At 41.3% G+C, this 15978-nt stretch carries 14 protein-coding genes; 9 read left to right on the top strand and 5 right to left on the bottom strand.

Annotation, left to right across the window (positions count from 1 at the left end; translation table 11 throughout):
- The first annotated feature begins 48 nt into the window (after nucleotides 1-48).
- Complete coding sequence (katG, locus tag ACVCDT_RS03980; RefSeq protein WP_447131460.1) at nucleotides 49-2250, top strand: catalase/peroxidase HPI; 2202 nt, start codon at nucleotides 49-51, stop codon at nucleotides 2248-2250.
- A gap of 65 nt (nucleotides 2251-2315) precedes the next feature.
- Here katG and ACVCDT_RS03975 read toward each other — a convergent pair whose 3' ends face one another.
- From ACVCDT_RS03975 to djlA, 4 genes are all read right to left on the bottom strand, one after another.
- Nucleotides 2316-2699: a putative quinol monooxygenase gene (locus ACVCDT_RS03975; RefSeq protein ID WP_447131459.1), complete on the bottom strand. Its 384-nt coding sequence runs from the start codon at nucleotides 2697-2699 to the stop codon at nucleotides 2316-2318.
- Between the two features lie 17 nt (nucleotides 2700-2716).
- Nucleotides 2717-3982: a serine hydrolase domain-containing protein gene (locus ACVCDT_RS03970; protein WP_447131458.1), complete on the bottom strand. Its 1266-nt coding sequence runs from the start codon at nucleotides 3980-3982 to the stop codon at nucleotides 2717-2719.
- Nucleotides 3983-4056: 74 nt separating this feature from the next.
- On the bottom strand, nucleotides 4057-5109 hold the full coding sequence (locus ACVCDT_RS03965) for a helix-turn-helix domain-containing protein (RefSeq protein ID WP_447131457.1): 1053 nt from the start codon (nucleotides 5107-5109) through the stop codon (nucleotides 4057-4059).
- Between the two features lie 3 nt (nucleotides 5110-5112).
- Nucleotides 5113-5943, bottom strand: coding sequence for a co-chaperone DjlA (gene djlA / locus ACVCDT_RS03960; protein ID WP_447131456.1), 831 nt, complete (start codon nucleotides 5941-5943; stop codon nucleotides 5113-5115).
- Between the two features lie 228 nt (nucleotides 5944-6171).
- Between djlA and ACVCDT_RS03955 the strand changes: the two genes are divergently transcribed.
- The 8 genes from ACVCDT_RS03955 (at nucleotide 6172) to ACVCDT_RS03920 (ending at nucleotide 15391) form a co-directional block, all read left to right on the top strand.
- Nucleotides 6172-8361, top strand: a complete 2190-nt coding sequence (locus tag ACVCDT_RS03955) for an LPS-assembly protein LptD (protein WP_447131455.1) — start codon at nucleotides 6172-6174, stop codon at nucleotides 8359-8361.
- A 92-nt stretch (nucleotides 8362-8453) separates the two neighbouring features.
- A complete protein-coding gene (gene surA, locus ACVCDT_RS03950; protein ID WP_447131454.1) occupies nucleotides 8454-9746 on the top strand; it encodes a peptidylprolyl isomerase SurA in 1293 nt (430 codons plus the stop codon).
- Nucleotides 9747-10730: a 4-hydroxythreonine-4-phosphate dehydrogenase PdxA gene (gene pdxA / locus ACVCDT_RS03945; protein WP_447131453.1), complete on the top strand. Its 984-nt coding sequence runs from the start codon at nucleotides 9747-9749 to the stop codon at nucleotides 10728-10730.
- Nucleotides 10727-11545, top strand: coding sequence for a 16S rRNA (adenine(1518)-N(6)/adenine(1519)-N(6))-dimethyltransferase RsmA (rsmA, locus tag ACVCDT_RS03940; RefSeq protein ID WP_447131452.1), 819 nt, complete (start codon nucleotides 10727-10729; stop codon nucleotides 11543-11545). Before pdxA ends, rsmA begins: the two co-directional genes overlap by 4 nt.
- 14 nt (nucleotides 11546-11559) lie before the next feature.
- A complete protein-coding gene (apaG, locus tag ACVCDT_RS03935) occupies nucleotides 11560-11928 on the top strand; it encodes a Co2+/Mg2+ efflux facilitator ApaG/CorD (protein WP_447131451.1) in 369 nt (122 codons plus the stop codon).
- A gap of 1 nt (nucleotide 11929) precedes the next feature.
- Nucleotides 11930-12745: a symmetrical bis(5'-nucleosyl)-tetraphosphatase gene (locus ACVCDT_RS03930; RefSeq protein WP_447131450.1), complete on the top strand. Its 816-nt coding sequence runs from the start codon at nucleotides 11930-11932 to the stop codon at nucleotides 12743-12745.
- Between the two features lie 164 nt (nucleotides 12746-12909).
- Entirely contained in the window at nucleotides 12910-14934 is a 2025-nt protein-coding gene (locus ACVCDT_RS03925; protein ID WP_447131449.1) for a methyl-accepting chemotaxis protein, read from the top strand.
- A gap of 187 nt (nucleotides 14935-15121) precedes the next feature.
- Nucleotides 15122-15391, top strand: a complete 270-nt coding sequence (locus ACVCDT_RS03920) for a hypothetical protein (RefSeq protein ID WP_447131448.1) — start codon at nucleotides 15122-15124, stop codon at nucleotides 15389-15391.
- Nucleotides 15392-15444: 53 nt separating this feature from the next.
- Here the strand turns inward: ACVCDT_RS03920 and ACVCDT_RS03915 are convergent, their stop codons facing one another.
- Entirely contained in the window at nucleotides 15445-15930 is a 486-nt protein-coding gene (locus ACVCDT_RS03915) for a VOC family protein (RefSeq protein WP_447131447.1), read from the bottom strand.
- Nucleotides 15931-15978: the final 48 nt, after the last annotated feature.

Here is a 15978-nt window from a genome sequence, read left to right as displayed (position 1 = left end):
ATAAGATTGAATTGCAGTGCCTAATGTTTTTAATAAAAGGAAACAACAATGCAAAACACATCATCTGGAAAATGCCCTGTCATGCATGGTGGCATGACTAAAAATGCAGGCGTAGGCACCACTAATAAAGATTGGTGGCCTAATCAATTAAATTTAAATATTTTGCACCAGCATTCAGAAAAATCTGATCCCATGCGAGGCAGCTTTAGCTATGCCGATGCCTTTAAGCAGTTAGATTTAGATGCACTTTGTGAAGATTTGCAGCAACTTATGACCGACTCTCAAGAGTGGTGGCCTGCAGACTACGGTCATTACGGCCCCTTATTTATTAGAATGGCATGGCACAGTGCTGGCACCTACCGCACAGGCGATGGCCGTGGGGGCTCGGGCACAGGATCGCAGCGTTTTGCCCCATTAAATAGTTGGCCTGATAACGGCAATTTAGACAAGGCCAGACGTTTGTTATGGCCAATTAAACAAAAATATGGCAACCAAATTTCATGGGCCGACCTGATGATATTAGCTGGCAACGTAGCCCTAGAATCTATGGGTTTAAAAACCTTTGGCTTTGCCGGTGGCCGCGAAGATATATGGGAGCCAGAACAAGATATCTATTGGGGAGCCGAAGATAAGTGGTTAGGCGACAATAGGTATTCAGGTGAACGTGAATTAGAAAACCCACTGGCCGCTGTGCAAATGGGCTTAATATATGTCAACCCAGAAGGCCCTAACGGCAAGCCTGATCCCCTGGCTTCGGCCATAGATATTCGCGAAACCTTTGCGCGTATGGCCATGGATGATGAAGAAACTGTAGCCCTAGTTGCGGGCGGCCATACTTTTGGTAAATGTCACGGTGCAGCTGAAGAGTCGCATTTAGGTCCAGCTCCAGAAGGAGCCCCGATCGAACAACAAGGCTTAGGTTGGCAAAACAGTTTTGGCAGCGGTAAAGGTGAACATACTATAACCAGTGGAGTAGAAGGTGCCTGGACTACCGCGCCTACCAAATGGGACAACGGCTATTTTGATGCTCTATTGGGCTATGATTGGCAGTTAACTAAAAGTCCTTTTGGCGCCCATCAATGGACCCCAACCTCTGAGTCGGCAAAAGGCACAGTACCCGATGCGCATAACCCTAACAAAAGCTATGCACCCATGATGACCACAGCAGATATGGCATTAAAACTGGATCCAATTTACGCACCTATTTCGAAAAAGTTTCACAACAACCCAGAGCTGTTTGCCGAAACCTTCGCTCGAGCTTGGTATAAATTAACTCACAGAGATATGGGCCCTGTTTCAAGGTACTTAGGCAAACTTGTGCCTAAAGAACAATTAATTTGGCAAGATCCCATTCCTGAAGTTGATCACCCATTAATCGATAGCCAAGACATCGCTTTATTAAAAGAGCAGATCTTAGCCAGTGAGTTAAGCATTGCCGAATTGGTTTACACTGCGTGGTCTTCAGCCTCTACTTTTAGAGGCTCTGATAAAAGAGGTGGAGCCAATGGCGCACGCATTGCGTTATTACCGCAAAAAAATTGGCAGCACAGCCAACCTAAACAATTGCACAAAGTATTAGAGGTATTAACTGCGATCCAAAAACAGTTTAATGCCAGTCAAGCAGGCAATAAAAAAGTTTCATTGGCCGACCTAATTGTATTAGCAGGGGCAGCAGCCGTTGAGCAAGCGGCTAAAAATGCAGGGCTGTCGGTCTCATTGCCATTTGCACCGGGTCGAACCGATGCAACACAAGAGCAGACTGACCAACAGGCCTTTGCTGTTCTAGAGCCTCATGCCGATGGGTTTGTTAACTACAAAAAGGCTAAGTTTTCTGTTTCAACTGAAGAGTTATTGTTAGATCGTGCACAACTTTTAACCCTGACTTCGCCAGAGATGACTGTCTTAGTCGGTGGATTAAGAGTATTAAATGCCAACTTTGAGCAAAGCCAAGACGGCGTTTTTACCCAACAAAGCGATACCCTAAGTCAGGACTTTTTTATCAATTTATTAGATATGAACATTAGCTGGCAGCCTACTTCAGAAGAAGCCGAGCATTTCATAGGCCGAGATCGTAAAACGGGCGAGCAAAAATGGACAGCTAGCCGAGTCGATCTCGTTTTTGGTTCAAATTCGCAACTAAGAGCCATTGCCGAAGTCTATGCAAGCGCCGATGCAAAATCTAAGTTTATTCAAGACTTTGTAGCGGCATGGACAAAAGTCATGCAAGCAGACAGGTTTGACCTTAAGTAACTCCCCTTAACTAACGAAAAGCCAAGCATACAGCTTGGCTTTTTTATTGGAGACTATAATTAACCTTAACCAACTAACTGCCCACCTAAAGGTTGAGTCTCAATTCTTTCAGCAAACCTTTTAATCAATGGACGGCCTTGCTCAATCGCCTCTTCAACTGAAGGTAAAGATAATGCATCTTTATGTTTTTGCGCACTTTCCCATACTTCAGTAATCCACAACGCATCCTCTTCAACCTTGTCATTGGCCACAATATAACTTAAACAGCCTGGCATACCGGCCACACCTTCAATTAAAATAGCGCTTAACTTATCTCTATCACTTGAGATGATTTTTCCTATCAAACCATACATAACTTTACCTCGCGGTTGTGATTGAACGTCTTTGGATATTGGCAATAAAACCGCCGCGCCCAGCCAACTAATAAATTCACGCCTGCTAATACTCATTCAAATTTCTCTTCAACTTAGGATTTGGGTTGAATGTTTGTCTGCTCTATCACCTGAATAAATGAAAATGCGATAATTTTCCACACTTTAGAAAAGTGCGCAAAATCATCTGTATTAGCATTAATATTAACTGCCATGCTTAACTTATATTCAGGAATTAACACTAACAGACTTTGCGCTCCTCTCGATACCCCGCCGTGGTGCATTACCTCTATTGTTTTGTTGCCATATTCCATCTGATCGACTCGCCAGCCTATTGCATAATTTTGCCGATTAACTTGACCATTGGACAGGCGCTGCGGGGTCCAGATTTTTTGTTGGGTTGCAGAACTAATAAATTCATTATCAAAATAGGCATTGCCTAATTTAACTAACTCAGATGAGGTTGATACCAAACCACCACCAGCTAATCTATGACTAAGGTCGACCTGTCGCCAAACCCGTAAATGTTGATTTTTCCCTTTATTATTCCAATAAAAAGTGGCTAATTTTCCACTACTGCTAAATTCAGCTTCTGCTCCTGTTAACCCTAAGCCAAGAGGCTTAAAAACCTGTTGTTGCATGAGTTCAAGATATGGCAAGCCAGCCGCTTCTTGCATCACAGCACTTAATAGCACAGTGCCATAAGTGGAATAACTAAAGTCACTACCAGGTACAAATTTTAATTGGGTCTGATCAAACATCTCTAAGGCATCATTGACATCGGCATAATGAGTATCTAGCGCAATACTTCTATATAACCCCACTTTGTCATCAAATTGTTTGTAATGGGGTAAACCAGACATGTGAGAGGCTAAATGTTTAACCTTTATTTCTTGCCATTGTGAGTTAGGAAGATGGTGGTGATACTCAGAAATTGGCGCATCCAAATCTATCAACTGTTGGTCTAATAATCTGGCTAGGCCGGTAGCGGTAATCGCTTTTGAAGTACTTCCCACTCTAAATTGAGTATTAGCATCAACCGCAAGTGCTTTTTCGATATCCGCCCAACCCGCAGTGCCGCCCCATACAAGCTCGCCATCTATCCCAACCGCAGCTGATATACCTGGAGCATTGATATTTTGTTGATGGCTTACTAAAGAAGCTAATGCCTGATTGCCAACGTGCTTGAATCTTTGCTGTAAAACTTGCTGACTGTGAGGGGAGCTGGATGGTTTGGAGATTTCTCCCCAAGGCATAAACCCCACTTCTCCCTTATGAGCATAAAATTGATAAACCGGCCACGACAACCAAATTAGATAAAACACAGCACATAGAATGACAATTAAAATTTTTTTTAACACAACAAATATTCCTTATTAGTAAAGCCTTTACTCTAAGGAATACAGCGAGTTAGATGCTCGCCGATTTTGAAAAACTATGCCCGAATTTGAAAATTTTTACGATATTCTGTGGGTGTCACACCAACCATCTGTTTAAAAGCGCGGTTAAATGGGCCAATTGAGCCGTAACCTAATTCCAAAGCTATGGTTAGCACAGGTATTTTAAAAAATTCAGCTTCTTGCAATTTTGCTTGCGCGGCGGGTATACGATAACTGTTTAAAAAGCCTGAAAAATTTTGAAATCCCAAGTGTTTGTTGATCAATACTCGCAGTCGATGCTCTGGTATGTCTATGGTCTTAGCCAAAACACCTATGGTGAGGTTGGATTGAGCGAAAAATTGCGCTTCCATCAATTCATTCACCTTTGCTAACTCGGCGCTAAATGTTGCTGGTACAGCGTTACTCTGCTGTTCATGGTCAATAGTCGGCTGTGGATTGGCACTATTTTGCGTAATCTGAGCAAGCTTAGAGAACAAAAATATCAACATGAAGATGGTGGAAGAATTTATCACACTAAATAAAGTACTACCTCGTAGCGACAAATCAAAGATTTCTAACAGGGCTAACAAAACACTATAAGCCCCAAAAAACACCGCCATCAATACCCGCATTTTTCGTCTTTGTGCTAACAAATCATCTTGAAAATCATAGACCGCCATAAAGGCGATATGACAATAAATGACTATGCCAAAAAGGTGATTTATTGTATGAAAGCTACCTCTGCCTTGCATTATTGCAAAAAAGTAAATAAACCACATCAGCATGCTCAAGGCTGCAACTTTCACTAGCCAAGGCAAGTTAGACAAAGAGGTCTTGGGGTTAAGCAACACAAAAACATAAAGCCAAAGACAGTAAGGTAATAATTCAGTCAATAACAAGGCTAAGCCACGTACGAAGCCATAGGTTTGGTCATTAATTGGTGCGGTTAAAACTAAGTAACCAGATAGACAGATTAATAAACTGCGTGTCACCCAAATATGCTCTGAGGTGTTTTTTTCTAGCCATACAAAAGCTATAAAAATTAAACTACCCACTGCGGCAAAACGGAAAAATAAATCAAGCAACTCAACTTGAGTAAAACTCAACATTGATTATCTAAAACCACGTTTGTCTTTAATCATTTCGTAAGCAGCTTGCACATCTTGCGCTTTATTTTTAGCCATTTCTAACGCTTGCTTAGGCAACCCTTTAGACACCAATTTATCTGGGTGATGTTCACTCATTAATTTGCGGTAGGCTTTTTTAATGGTTTTATCGTCGTCAGCTTTTGACACCCCTAAAATTTTATAAGCATCGTCGAGAGATTGTTGGGATGTGTAGGAGTTATTTTGCCCCTGTTGTCTGCCGCCTGTACCCTGTCTAAAACGCATTTCTGCTTCAAACGCCGACATTAAATACAACAAATCGTGCTGGCTAAAGCCAAGGTATTGCGCCACAGTTTCTAAAATTTGTTGCTCAGCCCTGTCTAACTTGCCATCAACATAAGCCGATTGGATCAATATCTCTAAATACACTTGCAAAATGTCACGGCGACCATGGCATGAAGCCTTAAATTCTTTGACGGTTTCCTTTAAGGCAAAATCTGCAGCTTTGCCTTCTCTAAAAGCTTGTTGTGCTTCGCTGCGCATATCCCCTTGAATATTCATTTGATCCATCAAGGTGCTGGCCATTTTAATTTCAACATCTGTTACCTTGCCATCGGCTTTAGCAATGTGCCCCATGACCGAAAAAAGAGAGTGGAAAAAAATAGCTTGAGTTTTAAACTCGTCTTGGCTAGTAAAAAAACGGTTAAAGCCGCCCATTTGATTAAAGTCTTGGCTGTAACCTTTATCAAACATGTGCCCCACTATAAATCCCAGTATTGCGCCAGGGATACGTCCAAACATAAAGCCAAAAATGGTTCCTAAAATTTTTCCAATCATTTGTGTGGGTTAACCGTCTATAGTTGTATTAAGTCAAAGAGATACTTAAGTAAATTTGCTACTTTATTCAAGAAAAAACTTGGGTGGGTAAACAATTTTAAGCAATGTAATACTGCAAAGAATGGCGAAATAAGGCTTTTTTTGCAAGTTTACTGGTAAATCTTAATGAAACCTTTAAAATTGCAGCTTTAGTCTGTAATTTTAAGCTAACTTTAGGCCACATCTTTCTTGTCTAGTATACAAAACAACCAATTCACTCTTATCGGCATGCTGCTATTGTCCATTGGTGCCGCAGAGGCACAAGAGCGCTGTTTTGTTCCTTTGCCAGGGCCAAATCTTAGTAATTCCCTGCTTGAAGGACAAATTCAAGTCAAGTCTCAAGATAGCGATATTAGACAAAATCTGTTTGCAAAATTTAATGGCAAAGTAGAAATCGACAGCACAGAGTTAAAAATTCAAGCTGACCAAGCTATTTTAAATCGCCAAACCCAAAGTTTAAAAGCCACCGGCAATGTAAGCTACCAAGACAACAACATCACTGTTACCAGCGAAAATGTGCAGTTAAATAGGCGTTCAAATGAGCTGCTTATTGAAAATTCGTTGTACCAATTAAACAATGTGCAGGGCCATGGTCGTGCTGAAAAAATTTCGTTAAGCCAACAAACAGGGATTAACTTAGTTGAATCAAGCTTTACCACTTGCCCTGTAGATAACGAAGTGTGGCGAATTCAGGCCAGCAACATTGAGCTTTCACCCGACCAGTCGCGCGGCGTAGTTAAGCATGCAAGATTTTATGTAAAAGATGTGCCGGTTTTGTATTTGCCGTATTTTTCTTTTCCGGTAAACGACCAAAGACAAAGCGGTTTACTTTACCCCTCTTTAGAAAGTGATAGCGCAACAGGCTTGAGCATAGAACAACCCCTATATTGGAATATTGCGCCCAATTACGATCTTACTTTTAGTCCTAGGCTTATGACAGAGCGTGGATTGCAGCTTAAAACCGAAGTTCGTTATCTAACTGAACAACACTCTGGGCAAATAAATTTAGAATACTTGCCCGAAGATACCAAATTAAACAACAACCAAAGCCGCTATTTTTATCGTTATGTACACAGCGGAGTACTGGCCGACAACTGGCGCATTAACGCCGACCTCAATGGACTCAGTGACGACAACTACATAGTAGACTTAGGCTCAGACTATTACACCCGTGCTGATACTCATTTGTATAAAACCCTAGGGTTAAGCTATTTTTCCGATAATTTAGATATCACCGCGCAATTTAGAGATTTTGAAGTATTAGGTGATCATCCAGATAGTTACCGTGCCCTGCCCGAAATTCGCCTAAATTATTTGACCCCATTAGGTTTAGGGGCCGAGATTGAAGTACAGTCTGAGTTAGCCTATTTTGAAAGCAATGATCCTACTAGCCCAACAGCAGGGCGTTTTCATTTTGCGCCTACAATCAGATACCCATATAGAAATCAATGGAGCGAGTTTTTAGCTGAAGCAACGCTTTTACATACTCAGTACCTACAAGATAATATTGAGAATACTCCATTAGAAAAAAATGTGACTCGTACCTTAGGCCAAGCCAAACTTTATGGAGCCTTAGCTTTTGAGCGTGCCACAGATTGGTTTGGCCGCAATTCAACTCAAACCTTTGAACCTAAAATTCAATATTTGTACACCAGCTACCAAGACCAAACCAATATAGGTCTGTACGACACCACGCGTTTATTTAACAACTTTGCTGGATTATTTAGAGGGCAAGAATTTACCGGTTTAGATCGCATTAGCGATAACAACCAAATTACCTTAGGTATGACGACCCGCTTTATTGATGCCAACAACAAAGAGCGCTTTAAACTTAGCCTAGGGCAAATTTTTTATTTAAAAGACAATCAAGTGTTAGACGCCTCGAAAAAAGACGACCGTTCAGCTCTGGCGGCAGAGCTTGATTGGCAAATAGGCAGCAAGTGGTATGTACATACTCAAGCCCAGGTCTCTACTATTACCGATAAAATTGAACGCAGTAGTGTATCGTTAGAATACCAACTGGCTAAAAATAAAATTTTGCAGTTCAACCACAGGTATGTACGAGATTTGTCGTCAGAAGAAATCAATCAAGTGGGTGTTACCACCAGTTGGCCACTTAGCCAAAACTGGCAATGGGTAGGCCGTTGGTATCATGACTTAGAACTAAACCGTACAGTTGAAAGTTATACAGGGGTGCAATATGAATCATGTTGCTGGACCATTAGCTTAGTCGCCCAACGTAACTTAAGTAACAGATTTAATGATGATGGTGTGCAAAGTACCGATGAATTTGAATCGGGCTTTCATGTATACTTCACCAGTCGCAATTTATTACGCGAAGGGTTATTTGGATACAGACGCCCTTATCTTTTGAACTAATTGAGGTTTGAAATCACTAATTGTTTCAAACATTCGGATGTCCCCCTGCTAGGCGCTTAAGCTTAGCTATAAATGAGAAAAGAAAATAAAACATGAAAGCATTAGTTGTCGCCATTTTAATTAGCTCTTTTTTATCGATAAAAACCCACGCAGCCCCAGAGTTACTGGACAGCGTTGCGGTAATTGTTGATCAAGGTGTAGTGTTAGAAAGTCAAATCGAAGAATTAATCACAGTTGTTAAACGCAATGCGGTATTAAACAATCAAACTCTACCCTCTGATCGTGTCATTCGTACTCAAGCCATAGAGAAACTCATCATAGACAACCTGCAAATGCAGATGGCCGAGCGCATGGGTATACGTATTAGCGACCCTCAACTAGAACAAACCATTGCGAATATTGCCCAAAGCGAAAATATGAGCATGGCTGAATTTCGTCAAAAAGTCGCGCAAGAAGGGGTGACTTTCGACACCTACCGCGAAGAAATTCGTAAAGAATTAATTTTAGGTGAAGTACGCCGCGCCAATGTACGTCGTCGTGTGTATATCACTGAGCAAGAAGTCAATAATCTAGTTAAGTTGATCGACGAACAAGGCGACCAACAAGCCGAATATCACTTAGGCCACATATTGATAGAATTTCCGCCTGAGCCAAGCGACCAAGACATAGAAGCGGCTAAAGTACGAGCCAACAAAGTCATTGAATTATTAAACAAAGGCTCTGACTTTGCCAAAATTGCAACCGCCTCTTCTGGTGGCCCAAGAGCATTAGAAGGCGGTGACATGGGCTGGTTAAATATCAACTCTATGCCTACTTTGTTTGCCGAAGCCGTACAAAGCAAATCAAAAGATGACCTCATTGGTCCAATTCGCAGTGGCGCCGGATTCCATATACTTAAAATTAAAGATTTACGCGGTATAGAAAAAGTAGAAATTGCTGAGGTCAAATCAAGGCATATTTTGATCAAACCTTCGGTCATTTTAAGCGACGATAAAGCCGAAAAAATGTTACGCGAATTCCGTAGCCAAATTTTGGCCGGCGAAGCTGACTTTGCAGAATTAGCCAAAGAGCATTCGGCCGATCCAGGCTCAGCCTTAAAAGGCGGTGAACTAGGCTGGGCTGATCCTAATGTTTATGTGCCAGAGTTTAAAGACACCTTAAACCAATTAGCGATCAACGAAATCAGCCAACCGGTGCGTACTCAACATGGCTGGCACATTATGCAATTGTTAGACAAACGTGTGGGTGATGCTACCGAGCAACGCAAGCAAGACAAAGCCTATCAATTATTATTTCAACGTAAATTTGCTGAAGAATCTGATGCATGGTTAAGAGAAATGCGCGCGGGTGCTTATGTTGAAGTGTTAGCACAACAGGGTAAGTAATTGAAACCATTACGTATTGCCATTACCCCAGGGGAACCTGCAGGAATAGGTCCTGACTTATTATTGCAAGTGATACAAAAACAATGGCCGGCACAATTGGTGGCTTTTGCTGATGGGCAAATGTTAACCGAGCGTGCCAAACAATTAAATTTGCCATGTAAACTTGTGCCCTACTCAGCCGATTCAGACCAAATATTGTCTGCAGGTGAGTTATTTTTAATAGATATAAAAACTCAAACGCCAGTGGTTACCGGTCAGCTAGACAGTGAAAATGGTCACTATGTAGTAGAAACCTTGCGTCAGGCCTGTAAAAAGAACCTTCAAGGTGAGTTTGATGCTGTGGTCACAGGGCCAGTACACAAAGGCATTATTAATCAAGCAGGTATTTCTTTTAGTGGGCACACAGAGTTTTTTGCTCACGAGTCCAATACCAATGACGTAGTAATGATGTTGGCGACCGAAGGTTTAAGAGTGGTACTTGCTACCACGCACATACCTTTGGCCTATGTATCTAAAGCCATTACTGAAGAACGCTTACGCAAAGTGCTACACATTACCAATACCGATCTTATGCTGAAGTTTGGTATTAAAAAACCGCACATCTTTGTGTGTGGATTAAACCCTCATGCTGGTGAAGATGGGCACTTAGGTAAAGAAGAGATTTTAGTCATAACGCCAACCCTAAATGCGCTTCGCGAAGAAGGGTTAAATATTACTGGGCCTTTACCAGCCGATACCATTTTTAATCCTAAGTACCTAGAACAGGCGGATGCCATTTTAGCTATGTACCACGACCAAGGCTTGCCAGTGTTAAAGTATAAAGGCTTTGGAGCCTCGGTTAATATTACCCTTGGCTTGCCTTTTATTCGCACCTCGGTCGATCACGGCACTGCCTTAGATTTAGCTGGAACCGGTCAAGCCGATGCCGGCAGTTTTCATTTAGCCTTAGATAAAGCCATTTCAATAGCAGCGCAAAAACAATGAGTAAACAACATTTAGGTCACACGGCCAGAAAACGATTCGGGCAAAACTTTTTGCACGACAACTATGTTATCGACCAAATAGTGTCGGCCATTGCTCCGCAAAAAGGCCAGCACATGGTAGAAATTGGTCCGGGTTTAGGCGCCTTAACTGAGCCGGTCTGTGAATTAATCGACGCCTTAACTGTGATAGAACTGGATCGCGATTTAGCCGCAAGGTTAAGAACCCATCCGTTTATAGCCAGCAAACTCACTATTGTTGAAACCGATGCGCTTAAATTTGATTTTACTGAGCTATTAAAAAACGATCAGCCTTTACGGATTTTTGGTAACTTACCTTACAATATTTCCACCCCTTTGATGTTTCACTTATTCTCTTTTGCCAACAAAGTGCAAGACATGCATTTTATGCTGCAAAAAGAAGTGGTAAATCGACTGGCGGCCTCACCTGGTAATAAAAACTATGGGCGTTTATCTGTTATGGCCCAATATCATTGCCAAGTAATACCTGTGTTACAAGTGCCGCCTGGAGCGTTTAATCCCCCACCTAAAGTTGATTCAGCTGTTGTTCGTTTGATCCCGCACGCACAAAAACCCGTCAGCTTATTAAATGAAGAGATGCTACACACAGTCTGTGCACAAGCCTTTAACCAAAGACGCAAAACTATCCGTAATAGTCTCAAAAAAAGCCTTACTGAGGCGCAACTTATTGATCTAGATATTAATCCTGAGTTGCGAGCCGAAAACTTGTCATTAGAACAATACGCCAAAATAGCTAATGCTGTTGAGACTTTGTCTCGTCAATCCAAGGATCGCTAGGTAGATAAAAGATCATGACTCAAGCTATTAGCATTAAAGTGCTGACCCAATATTTAGATGGGCGTATTCCAGATAAAGCCCAGTTTCCTTTTGCCTATACCATTACTATCACTAACCAGGGTCAGCAAGCTGTGCAGTTACTAAATCGATATTGGTTAATTACCGATGGCGATGGCAAAAAAACTGAAGTGCAAGGCCCAGGGGTGGTAGGTGAACAACCTGTTATTGAAACAGGCGAGTCTTATGAATACACCAGTGGAGCCATTTTAGATACCCCTGTAGGAACCATGCAAGGCTTCTATGAAATGCAATGGGCAGACGGCGAATTATTCCAAGCCCCCATTGAAGTCTTTAGTTTAGCCGTACCAAACGTCTTAAATTAATATGGCAACTTATATAGTAGGCGACATACAAGCCTGCTTTACTGGGCTGCAGAGGTTGCTAAAAAAAGTCCAGTTTTGTCCATCACAAGACCGTTTAATAGCGGTAGGCGATTTAATTGGCAGAGGCCCCGCGCCTTTGCAGACCTTAGATTATTTACACAGTTTAGGCAGCAGTTTTACTACTGTGTTAGGCAACCACGACTTACACCTCATGGCTATTTTTGCCAATATTCGCCAAGCACATCCCAGTGACAACCTTGATCAATTATTAACGAGTCCGCGAATAGAACAACATATTAATTGGCTAAGAGCCCAGCCTTTAGCCTTAATGGCAAACGAGCACACTTTAGTGACTCATGCGGGTTTATATCCTAAATGGTCGGTCAAACAAGCTCTAAGTTACAGCAGCGAAATCAGTCAATTATTACAAGCAAAAGACTGGCAACACTTTGTTGCCAACATGTATGGCAATCAGCCCAATAGTTGGCAAGAAAGATTAACCGGAGTAGAGCGCGCACGTTTTATCGTTAACGCCTTAACCAGAATGCGCTTTGTAGACCAAAATTTGCACCTTAACTTTAGTTGTAAAGTGGCGCCAGATGCGGCACCAGACTCCTTAACCCCTTGGTTTAACATACATAATGCCCAATTAGCCTCAAGCACCACAGTGGTTTTTGGGCACTGGGCATCCTTGCATGGCCATACCCAAAATCAGCAGTTTGTTGGGCTAGATACTGGATACATTTGGGGGCAAAGTATGAGCTTATTAAATTTAACCACGGGCAAAATAGTCTCAGTTAAGTTTCAAGATCCTTGATCAATTGCCGATACCCTAAACTGAGATAAATTTTTGCAGTATTATAATTTTATCCTCAGTCAGTTATAGTTAAGATAAGTTGTTAATATGGTACTGCAGAGTTACCAATTAAAAAAATGTAAAACGTTAGTATGGACACTGACAAAATTACTTAGGGCCATTAAATGAAAATTACAGTAGCTACTCGAGTTGTCGGTGGATTTGGCATAATCACCCTTTTATTAGTGATCTTAGGCGTTGTTGCAGTCTCCAGTTTATCAAGTGTGGATAGTGCCACAGAAGAGGTCAATATCCTTGCACTGCCAACTGTTAGTGGCAGTAGCCAGTTAAAAGTTTCCTTTTTGAATATGGGCCGCCTCACAACAGAAGCCTATTACGAAACAACCTTAGATGGCTTAGAGAGTCAACAAGCCGCATTTGAAGAAAGTCAGACCAATTTTGAAAGCGAACTCAGAACCCTAACCAGTGTGGTTAGCAAAGAAAAAGATCTGCGTGCTTCGTTAATTGAAACTGAAAACATTTTCCGTGAATACATAGAAAATGTTAACGCCATTTTTGAAAATAAAAAAGCCGATCTTGAATACGGCAACAAAGTATTAGATGTACTAAGTGATATTGAAGACAATGCCGATGATGCTTCTACGCTAATTGTGGATTTTGCCGATTTAGACGAAGTGCAAAGCAATAGTCAATTGGCCAAAGCTTCGACTATAGCCAATGGCCTTGAATCTAGCCTAACCTCTTTACTAACAGTAGGCGCCGAGTATGTTAAAACTCAAACCTTAATTAGAGCCGACACTATTGGTAACGAAGTAGAGTTAGTGGTTGACCAAATCAAAGATAAAACCCAACAAATACAAGACACAGCAGGTAATCGCGATACATCAGGAACTCTAACTGAGCTGTACGATTTAATTTCGGTAGTAACCGATTCTATCGCGTCTTCTGACGGTTTATTACAATCTCAAATTAAACGTCTAAATAGTCAGCTCGATGCAACTTCTGCCTATCAAGCTTCAGAAGAAAACATTAAAAGTGCCATTCTAAAACTCGATGATTTATTAAAGCTGGCCGACAACAAAGCAACTGTTGCCAAAGAAGATGTATCTAACTCTGTTAGCACAGGTAAAACTGTGACTATAGTCATAGGCGTAATTTCGGTGTTAATTGCTGGTGCCATTGCCTTAAGAACAGTCATGGCAATTATTCAGCCATTGCATAAAGTCAATCAAATGTTAAACATCGTATCTACTGGTGATTTGACCGGCCGACTTGATGACACTAAGCAAGACGAATTTGGTGAGTTAGCGAGAAACTGTAACAATCTAATTGATAGTTTAAAAACCTTAATATCTGGCATCAGTTCGCGCGCAGCTCAGTTAGCTGCAGCTGCTGAAGAAACCTCAGCGGTAACTGCGCAAACTACCCACTCAATTCAAGATCAAAAATCTCAAGTGGCACAAGTTGCAGCCGCCACCACAGAAATGCACAGCACCTCACAATTAGTGACTAAGAGTGCCGAAGATACATTGAATCAAATTAAACATGCAGATTCTGAGGCTGAAAAAGTCAAAGCCATCTCTATTGAGAACAAAAATACTATTTTAGTGTTAGCCAAAGACGTAGAAGAAGCCGCCAATGTAATTAACAAATTACATCAAGATAGTGCCAGTATTGGCGGTATTTTAGATGTTATCAGAGGCGTGGCCGACCAAACTAACTTATTAGCATTAAATGCCGCCATTGAAGCCGCCCGTGCTGGTGAGCAAGGTAGAGGCTTTGCCGTGGTAGCCGACGAAGTACGTACCTTAGCCAGTCGTACTCAGCAATCAACTCAAGAAATCAATTCTATGATTGAAGTCTTACAAGCAGGTGCCGAAAAAGCAGTGTCGGTAATGAATCAAGGTAAAGAACAAACCACCTTATGTGTTGAGCAAAGCGAAACTGCGACAGAGGCCCTTGAGTCTATTACAGATGCAGTACACAAAGCCTATGACGTCAGTAGTCAAATTGAACAGTCTGCACGCGAACAAAATATTGTTTCAGCAGAAATCAGTGAAAAGTTAGAAAGCATTGTAAATATTGCCGAAGAAACCACTATAGGCGCAAATCAAACCTCTGAATCTAGCCACGAAGTGGCCAAACTAGCCGAAGAACTACAAAGTTCGGTTCAGCAATTTAGAGTGTAAAGCAAACCTTAGTTCCATTCTTTTTGCTTTTATATAAACCGGCCTTGGCCGGTTTTTTTATTTTGTTTAACTGTGCTTTAATTGGTTTTTGTCATATTTTTTAACATTTTAGTCCCTTGCAAAATCAGCCATAGTCGCGCACATTAAATCTTAGAAATTTACACTCAAAGTAAAGTGAGTCCGACAGATGCTTAATTTTAAAAATGGCTTTTCAATATTAACCTTATTCACCGCCACCTTATTATTGATCCCTTTAGTTGCTATGCAATTTACTCAAGAAGTCAATTGGACCATGAGTGACTTTGTTGTAATGGGGATTTTATGTTTTGGCTTAGGCAGTGCCTATATTGTATTAGCACGAAAAACCCCACAACGAAGAATCTTACTTGCCCTATTGTTTGCCGCCTTATTTATTTATACCTGGGCAGAACTAGCAGTAGGTGTATTGATTTTATAAAGATAAGTAAAAGGCTTAGGTTAATAGCCATTAACCTAAGCTGAGTTTAAAACCTAGTCGTAGTCAGACGCGTAAGTCTCTTCATAGCTATGTGAGTACAATTCAAATAAATTACCAAAAGGGTCTTCTAAATACACCATTTTGGCCGGCTTAGTATCATCATCAGGGTGGTAGCGCATAACATCCATTCTCACTTTTCCGCCATATTGTTCGGTTTTTTGCATCACAGTTTCAAAGTCATGAGTCTGCAAGCAAAAGTGAAAAATACCCAAGCGTGAAAAGTCTAGATCGTGGCGCTCAGCCCGATTTTTCATTTCAAACAACTCCACGCCAATACCATCTGTTGTCACTAAATGGGCTATATTAAATTCACCAAAGCCTTCGCCAAATACCGCTATACACATCTTGCCTATGGCGCTTTTTCGCTCTTCAAGAACTTTAGTATTGTTCATCACTATACGTAGACCCAGCACCTGAGTGTAAAACTCAACTGCCTTATCCATGTTACCTACCATAATACCTATATGATTCATTTTCATAACACTCTCCAAATTTAAGCAACAGTCAAGCTAACCAGTTGATGCAAG

Source organism: Paraglaciecola aestuariivivens (genome assembly GCF_052983255.1).
This window is presented reverse-complemented; position numbering and strand designations above follow the sequence as displayed.

What these genes read in the sequence shown, in the direction of transcription:
- katG (WP_447131460.1), top strand. Translation starts at nt 49, where the DNA reads ATGCAAAACACATCATCTGGAAAATGCCCTGTCATGCATGGTGGCATG.
- ACVCDT_RS03975 (WP_447131459.1), bottom strand. Translation starts at nt 2,699, where the DNA reads ATGAGTATTAGCAGGCGTGAATTTATTAGTTGGCTGGGCGCGGCGGTT.
- ACVCDT_RS03965 (WP_447131457.1), bottom strand. Translation starts at nt 5,109, where the DNA reads ATGTTGAGTTTTACTCAAGTTGAGTTGCTTGATTTATTTTTCCGTTTT.
- djlA (WP_447131456.1), bottom strand. Translation starts at nt 5,943, where the DNA reads ATGATTGGAAAAATTTTAGGAACCATTTTTGGCTTTATGTTTGGACGT.
- surA (WP_447131454.1), top strand. Translation starts at nt 8,454, where the DNA reads ATGAAAGCATTAGTTGTCGCCATTTTAATTAGCTCTTTTTTATCGATA.
- rsmA (WP_447131452.1), top strand. Translation starts at nt 10,727, where the DNA reads ATGAGTAAACAACATTTAGGTCACACGGCCAGAAAACGATTCGGGCAA.
- apaG (WP_447131451.1), top strand. Translation starts at nt 11,560, where the DNA reads ATGACTCAAGCTATTAGCATTAAAGTGCTGACCCAATATTTAGATGGG.
- ACVCDT_RS03930 (WP_447131450.1), top strand. Translation starts at nt 11,930, where the DNA reads ATGGCAACTTATATAGTAGGCGACATACAAGCCTGCTTTACTGGGCTG.
- ACVCDT_RS03925 (WP_447131449.1), top strand. Translation starts at nt 12,910, where the DNA reads ATGAAAATTACAGTAGCTACTCGAGTTGTCGGTGGATTTGGCATAATC.
- ACVCDT_RS03920 (WP_447131448.1), top strand. Translation starts at nt 15,122, where the DNA reads ATGCTTAATTTTAAAAATGGCTTTTCAATATTAACCTTATTCACCGCC.
- ACVCDT_RS03915 (WP_447131447.1), bottom strand. Translation starts at nt 15,930, where the DNA reads ATGAAAATGAATCATATAGGTATTATGGTAGGTAACATGGATAAGGCA.